The 16,082-nt window shown below is 49.1% G+C and carries 10 protein-coding genes; 3 read left to right on the forward strand and 7 right to left on the reverse strand.

Annotated features, from left to right (window positions below; all coding sequences use genetic code 11):
* Positions 1 to 600: 600 nt before the first annotated feature.
* The 3 genes from C7T94_RS02475 to C7T94_RS02485 all read right to left on the reverse strand — a co-directional run bounded on the left by C7T94_RS02475 (position 601) and on the right by C7T94_RS02485 (position 8,228).
* A complete protein-coding gene (locus C7T94_RS02475) occupies positions 601 to 2,106 on the reverse strand; it encodes a SusD/RagB family nutrient-binding outer membrane lipoprotein (RefSeq protein WP_107213306.1) in 1,506 nt (501 codons plus the stop codon).
* 11 nt (positions 2,107 to 2,117) lie between these two features.
* Positions 2,118 to 5,180 carry a SusC/RagA family TonB-linked outer membrane protein gene (locus C7T94_RS02480; protein ID WP_107213308.1) on the reverse strand — a complete coding sequence of 1,021 codons (3,063 nt, stop codon included), beginning with the start codon at positions 5,178 to 5,180 and terminating at the stop codon, positions 2,118 to 2,120.
* Positions 5,181 to 5,762: 582 nt separating this feature from the next.
* On the reverse strand, positions 5,763 to 8,228 hold the full coding sequence (locus tag C7T94_RS02485) for a M14 family metallopeptidase (protein WP_107213310.1): 2,466 nt from the start codon (positions 8,226 to 8,228) through the stop codon (positions 5,763 to 5,765).
* 136 nt (positions 8,229 to 8,364) lie between these two features.
* On the opposite strand from C7T94_RS02485, the gene C7T94_RS02490 reads away from it, so the two are divergent.
* The 3 genes from C7T94_RS02490 to C7T94_RS02500 all read left to right on the forward strand — a co-directional run bounded on the left by C7T94_RS02490 (position 8,365) and on the right by C7T94_RS02500 (position 12,226).
* Entirely contained in the window at positions 8,365 to 9,666 is a 1,302-nt protein-coding gene (locus tag C7T94_RS02490) for a UDP-N-acetylmuramoyl-tripeptide--D-alanyl-D-alanine ligase (protein ID WP_107213312.1), read from the forward strand.
* A gap of 71 nt (positions 9,667 to 9,737) precedes the next feature.
* Complete coding sequence (locus tag C7T94_RS02495) at positions 9,738 to 11,579, forward strand: sensor histidine kinase (protein ID WP_162618518.1); 1,842 nt, start codon at positions 9,738 to 9,740, stop codon at positions 11,577 to 11,579.
* A complete protein-coding gene (locus tag C7T94_RS02500; RefSeq protein WP_107213315.1) occupies positions 11,576 to 12,226 on the forward strand; it encodes a response regulator in 651 nt (216 codons plus the stop codon). Before C7T94_RS02495 ends, C7T94_RS02500 begins: the two co-directional genes overlap by 4 nt.
* Here the strand turns inward: C7T94_RS02500 and C7T94_RS02505 are convergent, their stop codons facing one another.
* Genes C7T94_RS02505 through C7T94_RS02520 form a run of 4 tightly spaced genes read right to left on the reverse strand, consistent with a single transcriptional unit; the run spans position 12,227 to position 16,069 of the window.
* Entirely contained in the window at positions 12,227 to 12,727 is a 501-nt protein-coding gene (locus C7T94_RS02505) for a gliding motility lipoprotein GldH (RefSeq protein ID WP_107213317.1), read from the reverse strand.
* The gene (locus C7T94_RS02510; RefSeq protein WP_107213319.1) at positions 12,693 to 14,132 is read right to left on the reverse strand and encodes a PSP1 domain-containing protein; all 1,440 of its coding nucleotides are present in this window, start codon (positions 14,130 to 14,132) and stop codon (positions 12,693 to 12,695) included. Before C7T94_RS02510 ends, C7T94_RS02505 begins: the two co-directional genes overlap by 35 nt.
* Before the next feature lies 1 nt (position 14,133).
* Positions 14,134 to 15,282, reverse strand: a complete 1,149-nt coding sequence (locus C7T94_RS02515; RefSeq protein WP_107213321.1) for a DNA polymerase III subunit — start codon at positions 15,280 to 15,282, stop codon at positions 14,134 to 14,136.
* A gap of 46 nt (positions 15,283 to 15,328) precedes the next feature.
* Positions 15,329 to 16,069: a DUF3575 domain-containing protein gene (locus C7T94_RS02520; protein WP_107213323.1), complete on the reverse strand. Its 741-nt coding sequence runs from the start codon at positions 16,067 to 16,069 to the stop codon at positions 15,329 to 15,331.
* Positions 16,070 to 16,082: the final 13 nt, after the last annotated feature.

Below are 16,082 nucleotides of genomic sequence, written 5' to 3' on the forward strand. Positions count from 1 at the left end.
TTTTAAAATATACACTTGTAAAATTCCGGCAAAAAAATTTATCAAATCATAGACTAAGCACTAATATTTCATGAATTATCTGCTAGATAGCCCATTATTCATCATATAAGCAACAAACAAATGATAATTACCAACATTTCAACCCGAAACCTGAACGGTTTTTCACTATTAATCCGCTATTGGCCTACCTAAATACGAAAAACAACGCGAAACTGCCGGGACAGCGCTTAAAATCAATTAGATGGGACACAGATTAACCATAATCTCAGCCCGATGCATAAATAATCAAGTTAAATTTAACAGGCTATTACAGTAATTGAATTTTTTCTTTAAACAAAATAACAGAGTGGAAAGAACGCTTTTTTACACATGCTGCGAAATATGAATATCGTGCCAGGACGAACATTGTTGATAAAACACTCGTTCACACGATATTAACCCCAATCCTAAATTTCCTAAAAGTTTTAAAATTCACCTTTACAACTCAATATCCAGTCATAAAAAAACCACCTCATAAATAACTTATGAGGTGGCTGGTATCACTTAGAAAAAGGCTTAAAAAGCCAGATGAAAATCCGTTACTGGTTGAACATGTTTCTGCTAGTTGACATCCCAAAACACCCTGGAGTTAAAAGGATCCAACGCGCCCTGTTTAGCGACCTCCTCACCATTCGTACCTAGTTCTGAGTTAGGATAAAACAATCTGACCGGATGTTTCGGTGTTACGGCATCGACCGACAGCGGATTATCGGCAGGGTATCCGGTACGCCTGAAATCATTCCAGGCTTCCCAGCCATTAATGCTGTTGAGTGACAACCATTTTTGGAATATTATAGCCTGAATTTTATTCGTAGAGGTCGGAAAATTCACATTCTGCTTGGGCTGGGCGATATAAGTTGCCGCTGAAGCGGCGGCATTAGCAACTCCTAAAAATGCGAATGACTCGGCTACGCCAGCATTATAAAGCGCTTGTGCATCGCCGGTAAGCCACCCGCGCTGTACAGCTTCTGCCTGCAGAAAAAGGCTTTCGAAAGAAGACAAGATCATCGTTGGTTGTGTACCAGATTTGAGGACTCCCCCCCCGGGCAGCAGGGGAGATGTCACATTGGCTTTATAATTAATCGCATCTGCGTCACCGCTATTCCTGCCAAGTTCAACGCCTTTATAAGCGCCAGACACAGTAGCGTACATACGGGCTTCACGCGGATCTGCGTTGCTCTCATATTTATTGATTACGAAAACCGTTGGCCGGGTCGCCCTGTAATAATCTGTAAGGGATCCAGCCGAATTAGCATAGTAGCGTTCCCAAAAAGGATTCAACTTACCGGATGAGTTGAGATACCCGGGGTTTGACAATACGGATTCACCGGCCCCGATAAACCCGGATCCTTCTGCAACGATCTTAGCTATTTCTGCAGTAATATATGCTTGCCTGCCCGGAACCTCAGACTGCCTGATCAGCATTCTCAATTTCAAGGTGTTTGCAAACTTTAACCATTTTGTTGTGTTTCCGCCAAAAAAGATGTCGTCATTACCAGGCCTGACTGCTGAAGCGCCGGCTGATTTAATCGACTGCATACCTGCGTCTATCAGGGCAAGGCTGCCTTCATAAACAGTTTGCCCAGGTTCATACTTTGGTCGTATAACGGCGGTTGCCTGCAGGGCTTCTGAAAACGGGACATTGTTATAGGCATCAACAAGATGTTGGAAACCGTAAGCCTTCATTATTTTTGCTATTCCCGCATACACCGGGAGGTTTGCTTCGGTAGAGATACGTTCAAGTTCCTGGTAGTCATTTAGAATATCAAAAGTGGTTTCCCAACTGGCTACATTAAATGACGAAGTCACATTATACTGCTTCTCATCTATGTAATACAGAAAATCAGTGGGCGGCGCCCAATAGCCAGCCCATAGGTTCCCCAGCTGATTGAAGTTCAGGGTCAGGTTGCTGGTTGTCCTGTTTAGCGCACCTGACAGCAAAAGCTGGGGGGTTGCTGATATCGTTTGATTGGGATTGTCATTCACGTCCAGGAAGTTTTTTTCACAACCTGTTAGTGTAGCAGCACCAAAAAGTGCCAGTACAACATATCTGGATAATCTTTTCATTATTTTCTTTGCTAGAACGTTACATTTAAGTTAAAGCCATAAATCCTTGTCGGCGGTGCGATATAATCTGAAATACCAACTGCGTTTCCGTCTGTAAAGTTGAACTCGGGATCGGTATAGATGTTTTCTTTAGGCAACCATGTGAAAAGGTTTCTTCCTACAACGCCAAGACTTGCCCGTTTTACGACCTTTTGGCCGGCAAGCCATTTTGCCGGAAGCTGATACGTGAGCGAAAGCTCGCGCAATTTCAGGAAGCTTGCATCGGTTACATAGTTTTCCTGGATGTTATTGTACTGGCCATACCAATAATCGAACCCTCCGTCCTGAGTTTTTACGCTGGTATTTGGTTGATAAACACCCGGAGAGGTTTCGATCACCGAATTTGGAACAACAAACGGCTGACGGCCATATTGAGCACTCTCATAAGACAGGCCGGTGAAGTTGTTTGTATTTCCGAGGATATTATAAAACACGTTACCGGTCCTGTAATCAAGCTGACCTGCCAGCGTAAATCCTTTCCAGCTTACGCTTGTATTAAAACCGAGGTTTGTTGGTGCGTTTGTCTGACCCTGTTCCAACAGCCCAGTTGCCCTGATTGGGTATCCTGTCGTTCCGTTAACGACAATCCGGCCCGCAGGATCTCTTTGATAAGCAGTTGTTTTGAGAACCGGATATGGCTGACCTTTTACAGCGTAGATATAGGCCGAATTCGCGTATCCCCCAAGAGGTATCTCGGTCAGACCCTGATAGAGATCAACGACTTCATTATCCAGGTGCGTAAAGTTTAGACCAACAGTCCACTCAACAGCCGATGACCGGATAGGCGTGGCCCGAAGACTTAGCTCAAGGCTTTTGTTTCTTACAAGACCAGCATTAACATAAGCAGAACTGTATCCTGTTGCATAGGAGGTGGAAATCGGCAGGATCTGCCCTTCTGATTCCGAAATTCCGTACACCGCTTCCAGGTTCAGACGATCTCTAAAAAATCCGAGTTGCACACCTGCTTCAACTGCCCGCACAAATTCAGGCTGAAGATTTGGGTTGGCAAACCGGTCGCCGACTGTGTACCCAGGCAAGTTCCCATAAGGGAATCCGCCTCCAACATTGAACGGGGTCTGCAATGCATATGGAGATAAGTTCACATTCGCTGTTTTGTTCGCGGAGACAAATATCTTACCGAATGAAAGCAGATTATTATTCTGCAGTGCAGGAATACCTTTCGTGAAGACAAACGACAAACCAGCCGCAGGATAGAAGTAACTTCTGTTCTGTTTGCTTAGCACCGAAACCCATTCCTGTCTTCCGGTCAGGGTCAAGTAAAGAAAGTCCTTATAATTGGCATTGAACTCACCAAATAACGCAACCTGTCGCTTTTCTATAAACTCAGAGGCAACAGTCGCTTCTCCTACACGATTGGAAATGTTGTAAAGTTCTGGAACAACCAGGGCATTGGCCGTTTGCGAGACAAATTTTGTGTATTCAGAACGAACGTTATTGCCTACCAGCAGATCGAGTTTGAAATCACCGAAGGTTTTATTCGCCTGCAAGAGAAGGTCAGAGTTTAGCCTGCGGTAATTATCAGAACGGTCAGTAACACTTCCAGGATTCGCTGATGGCCGGTCATATGCATTGGTATAAGAAACCTTCGCATAGTACTGTTTATAATTGCTGTTGTTATTAAAGGCTCCTAACCTGTACGTTGCATTCAGCCATGGGGCAAAATCATACCTGAATTCAACGTTCCCGTTCACCGTTTCGTCGCGGGTGTTGCGGCGGTTGTTGTCAATTTCCCAATATGGATTGACAAAGTAACCCGAAAAATAGCCGTTTGGCGCTGCGAATTGATTATTTCTCCAATCCTGAAGTTGAGTAATAGGAATATTTTGCGGAATGTTCAATAAATTATTGTAAACACTCGACGCTGTCATCTCCGGATTTGCAATGGTGTAATTCATGTTAACTGCGGCACTCAGCTTGCCAAACTTGCGGTCTGCATTGAATCTCACACTTGTTCTCCGGTTTTCGTCTTTCGGCGTTATACCTTTAATTTTAACATCCTGAAGGGAGAAATAGAAAGTAGATTTTTCATCTCCTCCCGAAAACGAAAGATCGTTCTGAAAGGTTGTACCCGTATCCCAGAAGTTTCTTTTCTCATTCGGTATTGCGGAGTAGGGCAAAATCCATTCGGCGCCATTCTCAAGCGTAGGTCCGACAACTTTCATCGAGCCATCGAATGCTGGCCCCCATGATGTGTTTTCATAAGGCACGTAGGTATCAAGATCATAGCCGGCTCCAAACTGATCCTGCATCTTCGGCATGTAGGCAACGCTTTCAAGCGAAGTTGTGCTACTGAAATTAACAGATGTTCTGCCCTTGCTTCCTTTTTTTGTAGTGATAATCAACACCCCATTCACACCTTCAGAGCCGTAAAGGGAGGCCGCGTTCGCGCCTTTCAGGACGTTCACCTCAGCAACATCATTTGGATTCAATGAAGACAATACACTGTTGGGCACAGGAACTCCATCCACCACAATTAAGGCCTGGTTGTTTCCGGTAATAGACCGGTTACCCCTCAACACAACCCTGGTCGATGGGTTTACGCCATTATTTACCAGGTTGATCTGCAAGCCCGCAACTTTAGACTGAAGACCGGTGGCCAGGTTCACAACCTTTCCTTCGGTCAGCGTCTTGTTATCAACGGTTTGATTCGAATAGCTTGTAGAAGCCGCCGACCTTTTAATACCTAGGGCGGTCGTAACAACCACATCGCTCAGTGTCTGGGCATCGAGTTTCAAAGAAACTGAAACTGAATTACCGGCCGTTGTCACCGTCTGCGTTACAAAACCGATAGAAGTGAACTCCAGGGTAACAGATCCCGCCGGTACGCGCAGCGAAAAATTTCCTGATGCCCCGGTCGATGTGCCCGTCTTTGCATCTTTAAGGCGAACAGTAACGCCCGGAACAGGCATATTGTCTTCACTTGACACAACCGTTCCTGTGATGGTCCGTTCTTGTGCAAGTGCTGCTGAGCCCAGAAACAAAAGCAAGAACAAACTTTGTAAAAGTTTTTTCATAGAAAATTGAAATTAATTGGGTTTAATGAGGAGCGATAAACAGATGAAGATTTTGACCCTATTAAGCGTGATAATAACTGACAAATAGATTTTAGTAACTGCTTACTAAAGACATACGGCTTTCCAGTTTTTAAACGGACAGTTTTTATGAAATAATAATATTTGTACCTGGCCGCATGGATACTGACAAATACAATTTGCAGTCAGTTTACAGCTTTAACGATCAGGCCTTAAGATGTCGACCGTTTAAGACGAGAAATCGACGTCACCCGTCAACACTCTCAATGCTCCTGCATGCCCTGGACCGAATGCTCACAAAGCAGCAAGCAATTAAAGCCGAATCACGCGAGCAAAGTATATATTCTCCCATTTGCAGTAATCTAAGTTAGTAACACGAACTGGAGCGAAATCAGATTGCAAGAGCGGCAACCAGAAAAATGAGAGGCAAAAATAGAAGCGTAAATTTAGCTAATTATACAACAGGTTCAAAATGATTTGAAAAAATTTTGCACCGATGGACGGTTTAACTATCTAAAACTTCCCTGACAGGCTGGCTTAATTTAAAGCCTCGCGTTCAGACTATTAAAAAAAAAGCGCGTTCACCAGCAGCTGCTTCCCGCTATACCAAAAAGACCGGAATACCGGGTCATCTGCCATATAAACAACCTGTCCCTTGCCGAGCGGCTGCACGCTCAGCAATGCGCCGTCTTTTAGGCGCGCCCTCACCTTCGATCCGGCCATTCCGGCTCTGAAACTGGTTTCATCAACCGAACCGACATTGTATCCCTCTTTGAGGTATTCAAAAATCATATCATCTGTCTTGACCGAGTAGTACAGCCCGCCGGTCATACCGAAAGACAGGGGATGCGTTTTGTCCATATGTACCCGGTAAATCGCCCCGGGGATTGATTCAGAGAAATTTTCCTTTTCGTTATATTTTCTCTGACTGACTGCGTTTTTCTCTTCGGGTCTCATCTTCATTTTCAGATCGAAAGGCTTTTTTCCTGTCAGGGCTTCTGCTGCACCGCCAATAACAATGAGCCGCCCGCCGGTAGCGACCCAGTTTCCCAAAGCTTCTGCCGGCAGGCTCCGGTAATTGCCGTCAGGTATAACCAGGGTGTTAAATTTGTGCAGATCGAGATTGCCTGCCAGCACGCTGCCGTTTACCAGTGTAGCCTGCAGGCCCAGTTCCTGCTCCAGGAAATGCCAGATCTCGCCAAGGCCCTGCGCAGCGGTCTCGGGCCCCGAAACCACGCCGATACGCGGCCTGCGCATGACGCGGTAGGGCGAAGAACCAAGGTCACGGCCGCGGGCAGCGAATCCTGAACTAATGCTCACAAAATCCCGTTTGTATTGCCTTGCCGCATCTTCAAGCCTTTTAACGAGCCCCGAAACAGACCGTTCGTTTTCGTTCCGGTAAACCAGGAGACTACCCCGGGCGAACGATTGGTCGGCGATGGCAAAATCATCATCGGCAATGCGGAATTTAACGCCCTGCCGCTGCAGCGCTTCGACCAGGCGCATGTCCTCGTAACCCCGGCACTTCAATACCCAGGCATAGGCCCTCGCATCTGGCGCCGCGCCACCGGCAGCAACATCTTCCATAGCATCAAAGGTCCCGGTCAGCGGTTCTTTCAGCGCATAGGCCTTCATTCCGTAGGCATAGGGCAATGCCCAGGCAGTAATGTCATAGGTATTGGAATCTGCAACATACGTCTGCGGTTCGAACAACACATTCACAAGAACGGACTTGGGCTGCCGGGAGTTGATGATCAGGTCATTTCGGCCCACACGAACCCGCTCCATTTTCATTGTCTCATAACTGAAGCCCGGAACAAACGCGTCCCCGCCAAATTTGTAACGGATCTGGTTTTTGTCCAGCAACGCTGTTAACGCGCTGATCCGCACCTGATCGTCGCCTTTAACGAGGTAACTGCGGTATTCCGTCTTAGGGGCCATAGCCGCCTCAAAATATTTTTTGAACTCTGAGATCAGCCGGGGGGCGTGCTGCGAAACAGTTTCCAGGGTAGCCAGGCTCGTGGTATGGTGATGGGCAATCCGGTCTTTCAGCGTCAGCGTATCGCCGTCTGCCGTTACCACGGTAAGCCCGGCGCCAATACCACCCTGTTCGTATGTCATGCCGATCGCCCCATTATACAACGGGTAGGTATCGCCATAAGAGGGGTACAGGAGGTCAAAACGTTCTTTGGTAAAGTACTGCCACCCGTTGGCATCAAAATACCTGGCATTGTTTTTACCCGCAACTACCTGGAAACTGCGTTGCCAGGGCGTAATGTCGCGGTGCACGGGCTCCGCAGCGGGAGCAAAATAGTACGGCTCATTGTAACTCTGCTCATGAAAATCGACATGCACCTGCGGCATCCACTGGTTGTACAACCTTAATCGTGCTGCCGTTTCCTGCTGGGTCTGCCAGGCCCAGTCGCGGTTCAGGTCGAAATAATAATGGTTGGTTCGTCCGCCCGGCCAGGGTTCAGCATGTTCCCGCGCTGCCGGATCAGGATTTGGCCGGGCCCCGGCTACACTGGTGTACCAGGAAATATAACGTTCACGGCCATCAGGATTCAGACATGGGTCGATCACCACCACGGTATTTCTGAGCCATTTCGAAATATTCTCCCTGCCGGAAGCCAGGTCATACAAGACCTTCATGGCCGTTTCGGTCGAATTGGCCTCGTTTCCATGCACATTATAACTCATCCATAAAATGGCAGGGGCCTCTGCCATGAGTGCTGTTTGTTCGCCCAGCCCGGTCATGGCCAAATTGTTTTCCCTGATCTTTTCAAGCTTTGCTATGTTCTCTTCCGAAGATATGAACGCCGCTATCAGTTCCCGGCCTTCGTAACTTTTGCCGTAACTGACCAGCCTGACATTTTTTGCCGCGGCAGACACCTGCCTGAAATACGCAGCCACCCGCGCATGCGCTGTAAACTGCGTACCGAGTTCGTATCCTAAGAAAGTGTCCGGACTGACCAGCTGTGCTGAAGCCAAGGCCGGCAGGAGGGCAAAAAAGAAGAGAAGCTTTTTCATGAAGGCTATTAACGCTACAAGATATCAACAATTTTCAAAAACAGGCACAGGCGATAAGACCGCCCGGCAGGACTTGCTGCTTTTCCGCTTTTTGTTTCGTTTGCTTCGTCGTAATTTTACCGGATAACAGAACGCCATGTCAGACATTCAATCGCTTTACGCACGCTTCCTGGAATACCCCAAGATTTCTACTGATACAAGAAAGATCGGAAATGGCAGCCTCTTTTTCGCGCTTCGCGGAGAAAACTTCGATGCAAATGATTTTGCAACAGAGGCCCTGAACCGCGGTGCTGCGTTCGCTGTGGTCGACAAACAGGATCTTCCCGAACATCCGCAACTGATCCGCGTACCCGATACGCTGAACGCATTGCAGGAACTGGCGGCCTTTCACCGGCAACAACTCGGCATAACTGTTATCGGCCTGACTGGAAGCAACGGCAAAACAACCACCAAAGAACTGGTGCGGGCTGTACTTGCAGAAAAATTCCCGGTATTTGCTACAGAAGGCAACCTGAACAACCATATCGGGGTTCCGCTTACGATTCTAGCCATCCCTGCCGGAACGGAGATCGCGATCATTGAAATGGGAGCAAACCACCAGCGGGAAATTGCCGCCCTCTGCAGCATTGCACAGCCAACGGCGGGTCTGATCTCGAATGTCGGCATGGCACACCTGGAAGGCTTCGGTGGTTTTGAAGGGGTAAAAAAGGGGAAAGCAGAACTCTACGATTACCTGGCAGCCAGCGGCGGCCGTGCTTTTATTAACCAGGATAACCCTGATCTGATACAAATGGCCGAAAAAAGCGGCCTTAAAAACCTGGTTTTTTATGGCAAAAACAACGATGCCTTTACCAGCGGCGAATTGATCACGGCCGACCCTTTTCTGAAAGTACGCTGGAAAAACGGGGGTGCAGCATTCGAGCTCCAGACGCGCCTTACCGGCGCATACAATTTCGAAAACATCCTGGCGGCTGTTTGCATTGGGCTGCATTTCGGAATGGAACCCGAAGCCATTAACCGGGGGCTGGCATCTTATGAACCTACAAACAACCGCTCTCAGCTTACCAGAACAGACAGAAACACGGTGATCTGCGATTTTTACAACGCAAATCCCAGCAGCATGCGTGCCGCGATCGACAATCTGTCTGCCCTTTCGGCACCGCACAAGACAGCCATTCTTGGCGATATGTTCGAGCTTGGTGACAGCACAGCTGAAAAACACCTCGAAATCGGGCGGCTGGCAGCACAGGCTGGTTTTGAGCAGCTCATCTTTATCGGGCCGGCGTTTTCTGCACACCAGGGCGAACTCGCAGGACTTTTTTTCAATGAACCTGCCGCAGCGGCAACCTACCTGGAGCAGGAGCCGCCTCAAGGGTCACTGGTGCTGCTTAAGGGCTCGCGCGGCATGAAACTTGAACAGCTGCTGCCAAAATTGTAACTTGAGCGCAATTCCCGGCAAACGGTCATTTGCGGGGAACTGCGGGCCCGGTTCCGCGTAACGCCCTCAACATGAAAAACCAGGTATCCAGGCCCGCTGGCCGATGGCTAATTTTCCTTGCCCTGCTGCTGCTCGCCAACTTGTCTCAGGCGAGGCAGGTCTTTATGATGGAAGACAAGGCCCGTCAACTGCGCCCCTCCGAAGCGCTGAAAAGGTTCAAGCAGGGCCAGTTCCAATTGCTAGAGGGTAAAAACTACAATGCCGGTTATACAAATTCGGTGTTTTGGCTGGCCATCCACGTGCAAGAAGCAGACGTTGACCAGCGTTGGATCATCGGAAACGCGCACATCAACCGCCTGGATTTTTACTGCGCTCAGAACGGCGTTTTCAAACAGTGGAAGGTTACGGGCGACTATTTTCCCTTCAGCCAGCGCCCGGCGCCAGACCGGCAGTTTGTTTTTGACGCCAACACCCCAGGTACCTACCTCGCCCGCCTGGACAAACATGGAGAGTCCCTGCAAATTTTTTCTGCGCTCGTTCCTGCCCAGGTCTATTACGAGGACCACGCGCTCGAAAACATGCTGAACGGCATTTATGTAGGCGCAATTCTGCTCATGGTCCTGTTCGCATTATTCCTCTACATAACCATTGGCGACCGCCTCTATCTGTTTTACATTCTTTACATCATCAGCTCTTATGCCTGGGTTATGGCCAATAAAGGTTATGGCTTTCAATATTTCTGGCCGGATTTCCCGGCATTTGCAAGCCTGGCCAGGCCTTTATTTAATGCGCTCTGCTGTACTTTTCTGCTTGTTTTTATGCAGCATTTCATTGGTCAGGACGAGAAAAGCAGGTATTTTCGCCTCAACAATCGCCTCAAAATCATCTCTCTGTCGTTCGCCCTGCTTTTTGCCGTCCCGCTGCTCGTTCCCCGCTTCCTGGAGTTCGGCACCGTATTTTTGATTGCCCTGCAATTGCTGATCGGTCTTATCATTCTCCTGACGGTATTGAGTATCGGCGAAAAAATCAGGGAAGGGAACCGGCAAGCCCTTTTTTTTCTGCTGTCCATTATCGTACTGTTCTTTTTCGTGCTGACAGAATTTTTTGTTCACGCCGGCATCACGATGATCACGAGCAATTTCTGGCAAAACTTCGGTATGCAGACCGGCTTCGTCTTTGAGGCACTGATTCTGCTGTTCGGTCTCGCTTTCCAGTTGAACCGGTACCGTGCAGATCGCGAAAGGTTGCTCATCTCTGTCAACGAGCAGCAACGCAACCTGTCTGCAAGCATCATTGAAACGCAGGAGAACGAACGGAGACTCATTGCCGATCAGCTGCATGACGAGGTCGGGGCACAGCTTTCTGTAGTTACGCTCCAGCTTGGCACTGTGATGGAAAGCAAGGAGCTGGACACGATGAGCAGTGCGAGGCTCGGTAAAGCCTCAGAGGTGCTCAAAGATGTTGCGCACACCATCCGCAACCTGAGCCATGTGCTGACACCGGTAGCCATAGACAAGTACGGCTTTGCGAAAACGATCGAAGACCTGGTTAGTACCATTAACCTGAGCCGTAAACTCGAAGTAGAGTGCATCATTATTGGTTTCGCCGCCAACACAAGCATATCATCGCAAATTTTAATTACTTTGTACCGAATCTCACAGGAACTGCTGAACAACACCCTGAAACACGCACAGGCAAAACATGCGCTGCTGCAACTGGTAGAACTTGAAGATTCCATTACGCTGTTTTATGAGGATGACGGCCGTGGTTTTCATCTTGATTCGCGTAAAAACGGCAAGGGCCTCGACAGTATCATTTCGAGGATATCGTTCTACAACGGGCAATGCGAAATATTGTCTCCGCCGCCGGGAGGTATCATTGTAAACATTGAGATTCCGAATATAAAAAAATGAGCTCCGCCATTACACTGATCGTTGCCGATGACCACCAGATGATCATCGAGGGTTTATTATCCGTCTTCGCAAAAGAGTCGTCCATGCACATTATCGGCTCGGTGAATAACGGGAAAGAGCTGCTGGTGCTTCTTGACCGCGTTCGTCCTGACGTGGTGCTGCTTGACCTGAACATGCCCGAAATGGACGGACTGACCGTGCTGCGCACCATTCGCGACGCTCACCCGCCGGTCAAAACCCTGATTTTTTCCAACTACCAGAACCCAGAACTGATCGCCGAAGTGAAGGCGCTTGGCGCGAACGGCTACCTTATTAAAAATTCGCCGCCCTCGACCCTGAAAGCCGCATTAATGACCGTAGCACAGGGCCAAACCTTTTTTGAAGATGAGCAACGGGAACCGGACGATGCCAGCCAGGTGTTTTTTGTCGATGAATTTTTGAAACGCTACAACCTTACAAAACGCGAGGTTCAGATTATCAGCATGATTTGCAGCAACATGCGGTCAAAGGAGATTGCCGATAAACTTTTTCTTTCTGAACTGACGGTGCGTACCCACCGCAAAAACATTGTGAGGAAACTTGGCCTGCAGGATTCAACGGTATCATTATATGAGTTTGCCATTCGCAACCACCTCATTAACCGCTAATCAGGACCCTGATGCCGGTTCGATCACGATCCCTGCGTCGGTTATTTCCCGCAATGGATTGTCTTTCATATTCTGTTCAACCTCGATGGTATAATTACCCTTTGCCGGAAAACGGCCTGCACGCATCAGGGTAAACATGCGCGTGTAAAAATTTCCCGACCCGCTGCCCAGCCACATGCCGTCAGCGCCCGCCACCCCCACATGGTACCTTTTGGTTTTTTTCGCTTGGCCGGGGTAATAATAGTGTACGAGTATATACAGGTCACTGTATGCGTACGAAGCGGTATGTCTGAACCTGAACCACATGTTGTAGGGGACCGATGCGTCAGTTACGCTGAAACTAACCTTAAGCTTATTTGTATAGCTCCATTTTCGGCCCGGTAACACCTCGTTGGTATCTGTTCTGACCACGGGCTTGCAGCCGGCCAATAAACAAAACAGGAGCAGCACCATGGCTGCGGTCCCGCTAAACGCTTTGCGGCGGCTGGTCGTTTCCTGCATTGGGCTTTCGGTTGTTTCCACGGCGCCTGTTGTTCCGGTTGCGATTGTTGTTCGATGGTTTTTGTGGTTGGCCTTCTGCCGCCGTTGCGTCTTTTAGCGGCTGCGGTGCGGCACCTTCATTTTTAGGCTTTTGCTGGTTACGTGCCTGAGGTCTGGCTGCCTTTGGCTGCTGAGTTCCTTTTGCTGGCTGTTCCTGTCCCTTCGCGATCGCCTGCGGCTTCTGGCCGGGCTGTTGCTGCCCCCGGTTGCCGCGCTGGTCGCGGCCTGCCTGAGGCGCCTTGCCTTTTTTCTTTTTGTTGCGGTTTTTTTCATCCAGCCGCGTCAGGCTGTCCTGGCCCACTACATTCTCGTAATCGAAGGTTTTCTCAACCACTGCCGGTGCGGCCAACTGCACCGCCTCTTCCTTCAGGTTTGCCGGTTTCTGGCCTTTTTTATTCAGATCCATGATCTCACGAACACGGCTTACCTTTAGCGGGATCCAGTTTTCATCATTGGGATAACTGAACCACATAATTTTTTTGAAAATATCGGTCTTCTGATGCCTGGCTACACCGATCTCAGTTTGCAGGGGCTCTACTTTATCGGGAATATCTTTCAGCGCGTCAAGGTAGGTGTCGAGCTCATAGTTGAGGCAACACTTTAGTTTTCCGCATTGACCGGCCAGCTTCAGGGTATTTAAAGACAGGTTCTGATACCGCGCAGCAGCGGTAGAGACGGTTTTAAAATTTGTTAACCAGGTAGAACAGCAAAGCTCGCGGCCACATGATCCGATGCCGCCAAGGCGGCCGGCTTCCTGGCGCATGCCGATCTGCCGCATTTCGATCCGGATGCGGAACGATTCTGCCATCTTTTTGATAAGCTCGCGAAAGTCTACCCGCCCGTCTGCTGTATAGAAAAATGTCGCTTTTGTCTTGTCTGCCTGGTAATCGACGTCGCTGATCTTCATAGACAGCCGCAGGTCAAGGGCCAGCTTACGCGCCCGGTGCATGGTTTCCCACTCCAGGTCTTTGGCCATCTTCCATTTCTCCACATCCGCCTCGGTCGCCTTGCGGTAGACCTTTTTTACCACCTGGTCGGCCTGCGTTTTGCGCCGTTTCATTTGAATGCGAACAAGTTCGCCGGTCAGGGACACATGGCCTACATCGTAACCCCCGGTCGGGCCTTCAACCGCAACCAGTTCGCCGATTTCCAGGTACAGGTCATCCTGATTTATAAAAAATTCCTTCCTGGAGCCCTTAAATTTTACTTCGACAACTTTAAAAGGTTTATAACTGGATGGCATGTCGAGATTCGACAGCCAGTCGTGTACTTCCATGGTCTGGCATCCGCCTGTTCCGCAAGAGCCATTACTTTTACATCCTGCAGGGGCACAGCCGCCTCCGGATGAACAACTTCCACATCCCATACTAATGATATATATATTGAGTCCCTTGCGGGAGCGTTTTAAAATTGATGATTTTCACCAACTGTAAAGATACATCTAAAAATAGAATTTTTGCATTGGCGTTCCGTTCGATGTGGTAGTGCGCCTTTTCCAGCACGCCGATCAGCGCCTCGGCCATGGCCAGCGTCAGCACATGTGCAGAAAGTTTTTTCGCCGTTTCGAGTACCTGGGGCGGCAGTTTTACCAGGGCATCAGCGCCGCTGATCAGCAGACAGCACTCTCGCAGGTACTGAATGCCGTAACGCAGAAAATTTTTCTGGTTCTCGCGACCCCATAAGGCTGCTTTCTCAGAAAAGGAAATTAATTCGAGGCCTTTGTTGCTGAAAGCCGTGCGCAGCCAGGAGGCAAAAACAACCGCATGGTCGTTTTCTATATTCGCCGCCAGCCTTTTGGCTTCGACAAGATTTCCGTCTGCCAGAAAACTGTACCCAGCAGCCTGTGTTTCGCCGAGGCCCAGCTCTTGCGTCAGGTAGCCGGAAACAGCTTCATCAGTTAGTTTTCGGATCTTGACGATCTGGGTCCTGGACAGGATCGTAGACAGAATGCGCTCAGCATGGTTTGCAACAAGAATAAAAAGCGTGTTTTCAGGCGGCTCCTCAATAAGTTTCAGCAGGGTGTTACCCTCTTTGTCCAGGTATTCGGGCAGCCACATGATCAGCACCTTGGTTTCTGCCTCGAACGCCTTAAAACTCAGCTTTTTTATGATATCATGGCATTCTGCAATGTTGATATTCGGCTGTTTGTTGCCTGCGTCGAATTGTGCACGCCAGGTATCCATGTCGAAATACAGGTCATGCTGCAGTACCGTGCGCCATTGGTCGAGGTAATTCCTCGCCACATCATCTTTTCCTGAACCGAAAAAGGGATAAGAAAAATGCAGGTCAGGGTGAATATACCGACTATACTTTCTGCAAGACGTACAATTGCCGCAGCTGTCGGCCTCACCACGCTCCAGGCAGTTCAGGTATTGGGCATACGCAACAGCCAGCGGCAGCGCCCCCGACCCGTCATGCGAAAGAAAAAGCTGGGCATGACTTACCCGGCCATCTTTTACCGACTGGATAAGCTGTTGTTTAATCTGGTCTTGCCCAATGATCTCTCTGAACTGCATACTGCCGCAAATTAAGCAAATTGGCCGAGTTCAGAAAAAGCTCCCGTCAGAAACGGTAACCGATACCAACGTTCATGCGCAGCCCTGCCCATGGACCATCAAAATCGATCACAGCACCAGCCTGGTCAACCGTGGTGCGAATTTTGCCAAAAGGGAAGTCGTCCAGATCGCGGAGTTCCTGCCTGAGCGCTTCCTGTTCTTCAGGCCCAAGCGTTTGATAGCCTGTCACTTTACCTTTTGAAAAACCATAATGCGGTCCTAAAGCGGCCCAATCGAGATAGAAATTACGCCCAAGGTGCCACTGCGCACCGATGGCCAGGCCGATCGTATAGGCAGAAAAATCTCCGCTTAGCGGAAGTACCCTTTGCTGATCATAGACAGTAAAGCGATAGTCAACCGCAGCATCATAAAAGGCTGCGCGCAGAAAAGGTGACAGGTAAAACCCTTTGAATACGCCCTGTCCGAAGTAAAATCTTACCTGCGGTGTAATGGCAAAGTTTCCGGTCTTCATTTCGCTGAGCTGATCGTCTTCCAGAAGATCGGCCACCGCATTAGAAAAGGGCAGGCGTCCTTTCGGTGCAACCCGAAGGCCAACCCCAACAGACGTTCGGGACGCTACGGCATGCTCAAACTCGAAAGAAATGGTTTTAAAAAGGAGTGAGCCGGCATTGAACCTGACAAGATTCCGGCCTTCTGCTTCCGGCACCGATTGCGCCAGCAGGCTGTTGCCGGGAAAGAAAGAGCCCAGCACCAACAGCAGGGAAAAGGAGGTAAAAGATTTTTTCATGACATAGGGGTAT

The sequence above is a fragment of the Pedobacter yulinensis genome (assembly GCF_003029735.1).
Lineage (GTDB): Bacteria > Bacteroidota > Bacteroidia > Sphingobacteriales > Sphingobacteriaceae > Pedobacter > Pedobacter yulinensis.

Bases quoted from the DNA above. Each gene is read 5' to 3' on its own strand.
- C7T94_RS02495 (WP_162618518.1), top strand. From the start codon at position 9,738: ATGAAAAACCAGGTATCCAGGCCCGCTGGCCGATGGCTAATTTTCCTT.
- C7T94_RS02510 (WP_107213319.1), bottom strand. From the start codon at position 14,132: ATGGGATGTGGAAGTTGTTCATCCGGAGGCGGCTGTGCCCCTGCAGGA.
- C7T94_RS02500 (WP_107213315.1), top strand. From the start codon at position 11,576: ATGAGCTCCGCCATTACACTGATCGTTGCCGATGACCACCAGATGATC.
- C7T94_RS02520 (WP_107213323.1), bottom strand. From the start codon at position 16,069: ATGAAAAAATCTTTTACCTCCTTTTCCCTGCTGTTGGTGCTGGGCTCT.
- C7T94_RS02505 (WP_107213317.1), bottom strand. From the start codon at position 12,727: ATGCAGGAAACGACCAGCCGCCGCAAAGCGTTTAGCGGGACCGCAGCC.
- C7T94_RS02515 (WP_107213321.1), bottom strand. From the start codon at position 15,282: ATGCAGTTCAGAGAGATCATTGGGCAAGACCAGATTAAACAACAGCTT.
- C7T94_RS02485 (WP_107213310.1), bottom strand. From the start codon at position 8,228: ATGAAAAAGCTTCTCTTCTTTTTTGCCCTCCTGCCGGCCTTGGCTTCA.
- C7T94_RS02475 (WP_107213306.1), bottom strand. From the start codon at position 2,106: ATGAAAAGATTATCCAGATATGTTGTACTGGCACTTTTTGGTGCTGCT.
- C7T94_RS02480 (WP_107213308.1), bottom strand. From the start codon at position 5,180: ATGAAAAAACTTTTACAAAGTTTGTTCTTGCTTTTGTTTCTGGGCTCA.
- C7T94_RS02490 (WP_107213312.1), top strand. From the start codon at position 8,365: ATGTCAGACATTCAATCGCTTTACGCACGCTTCCTGGAATACCCCAAG.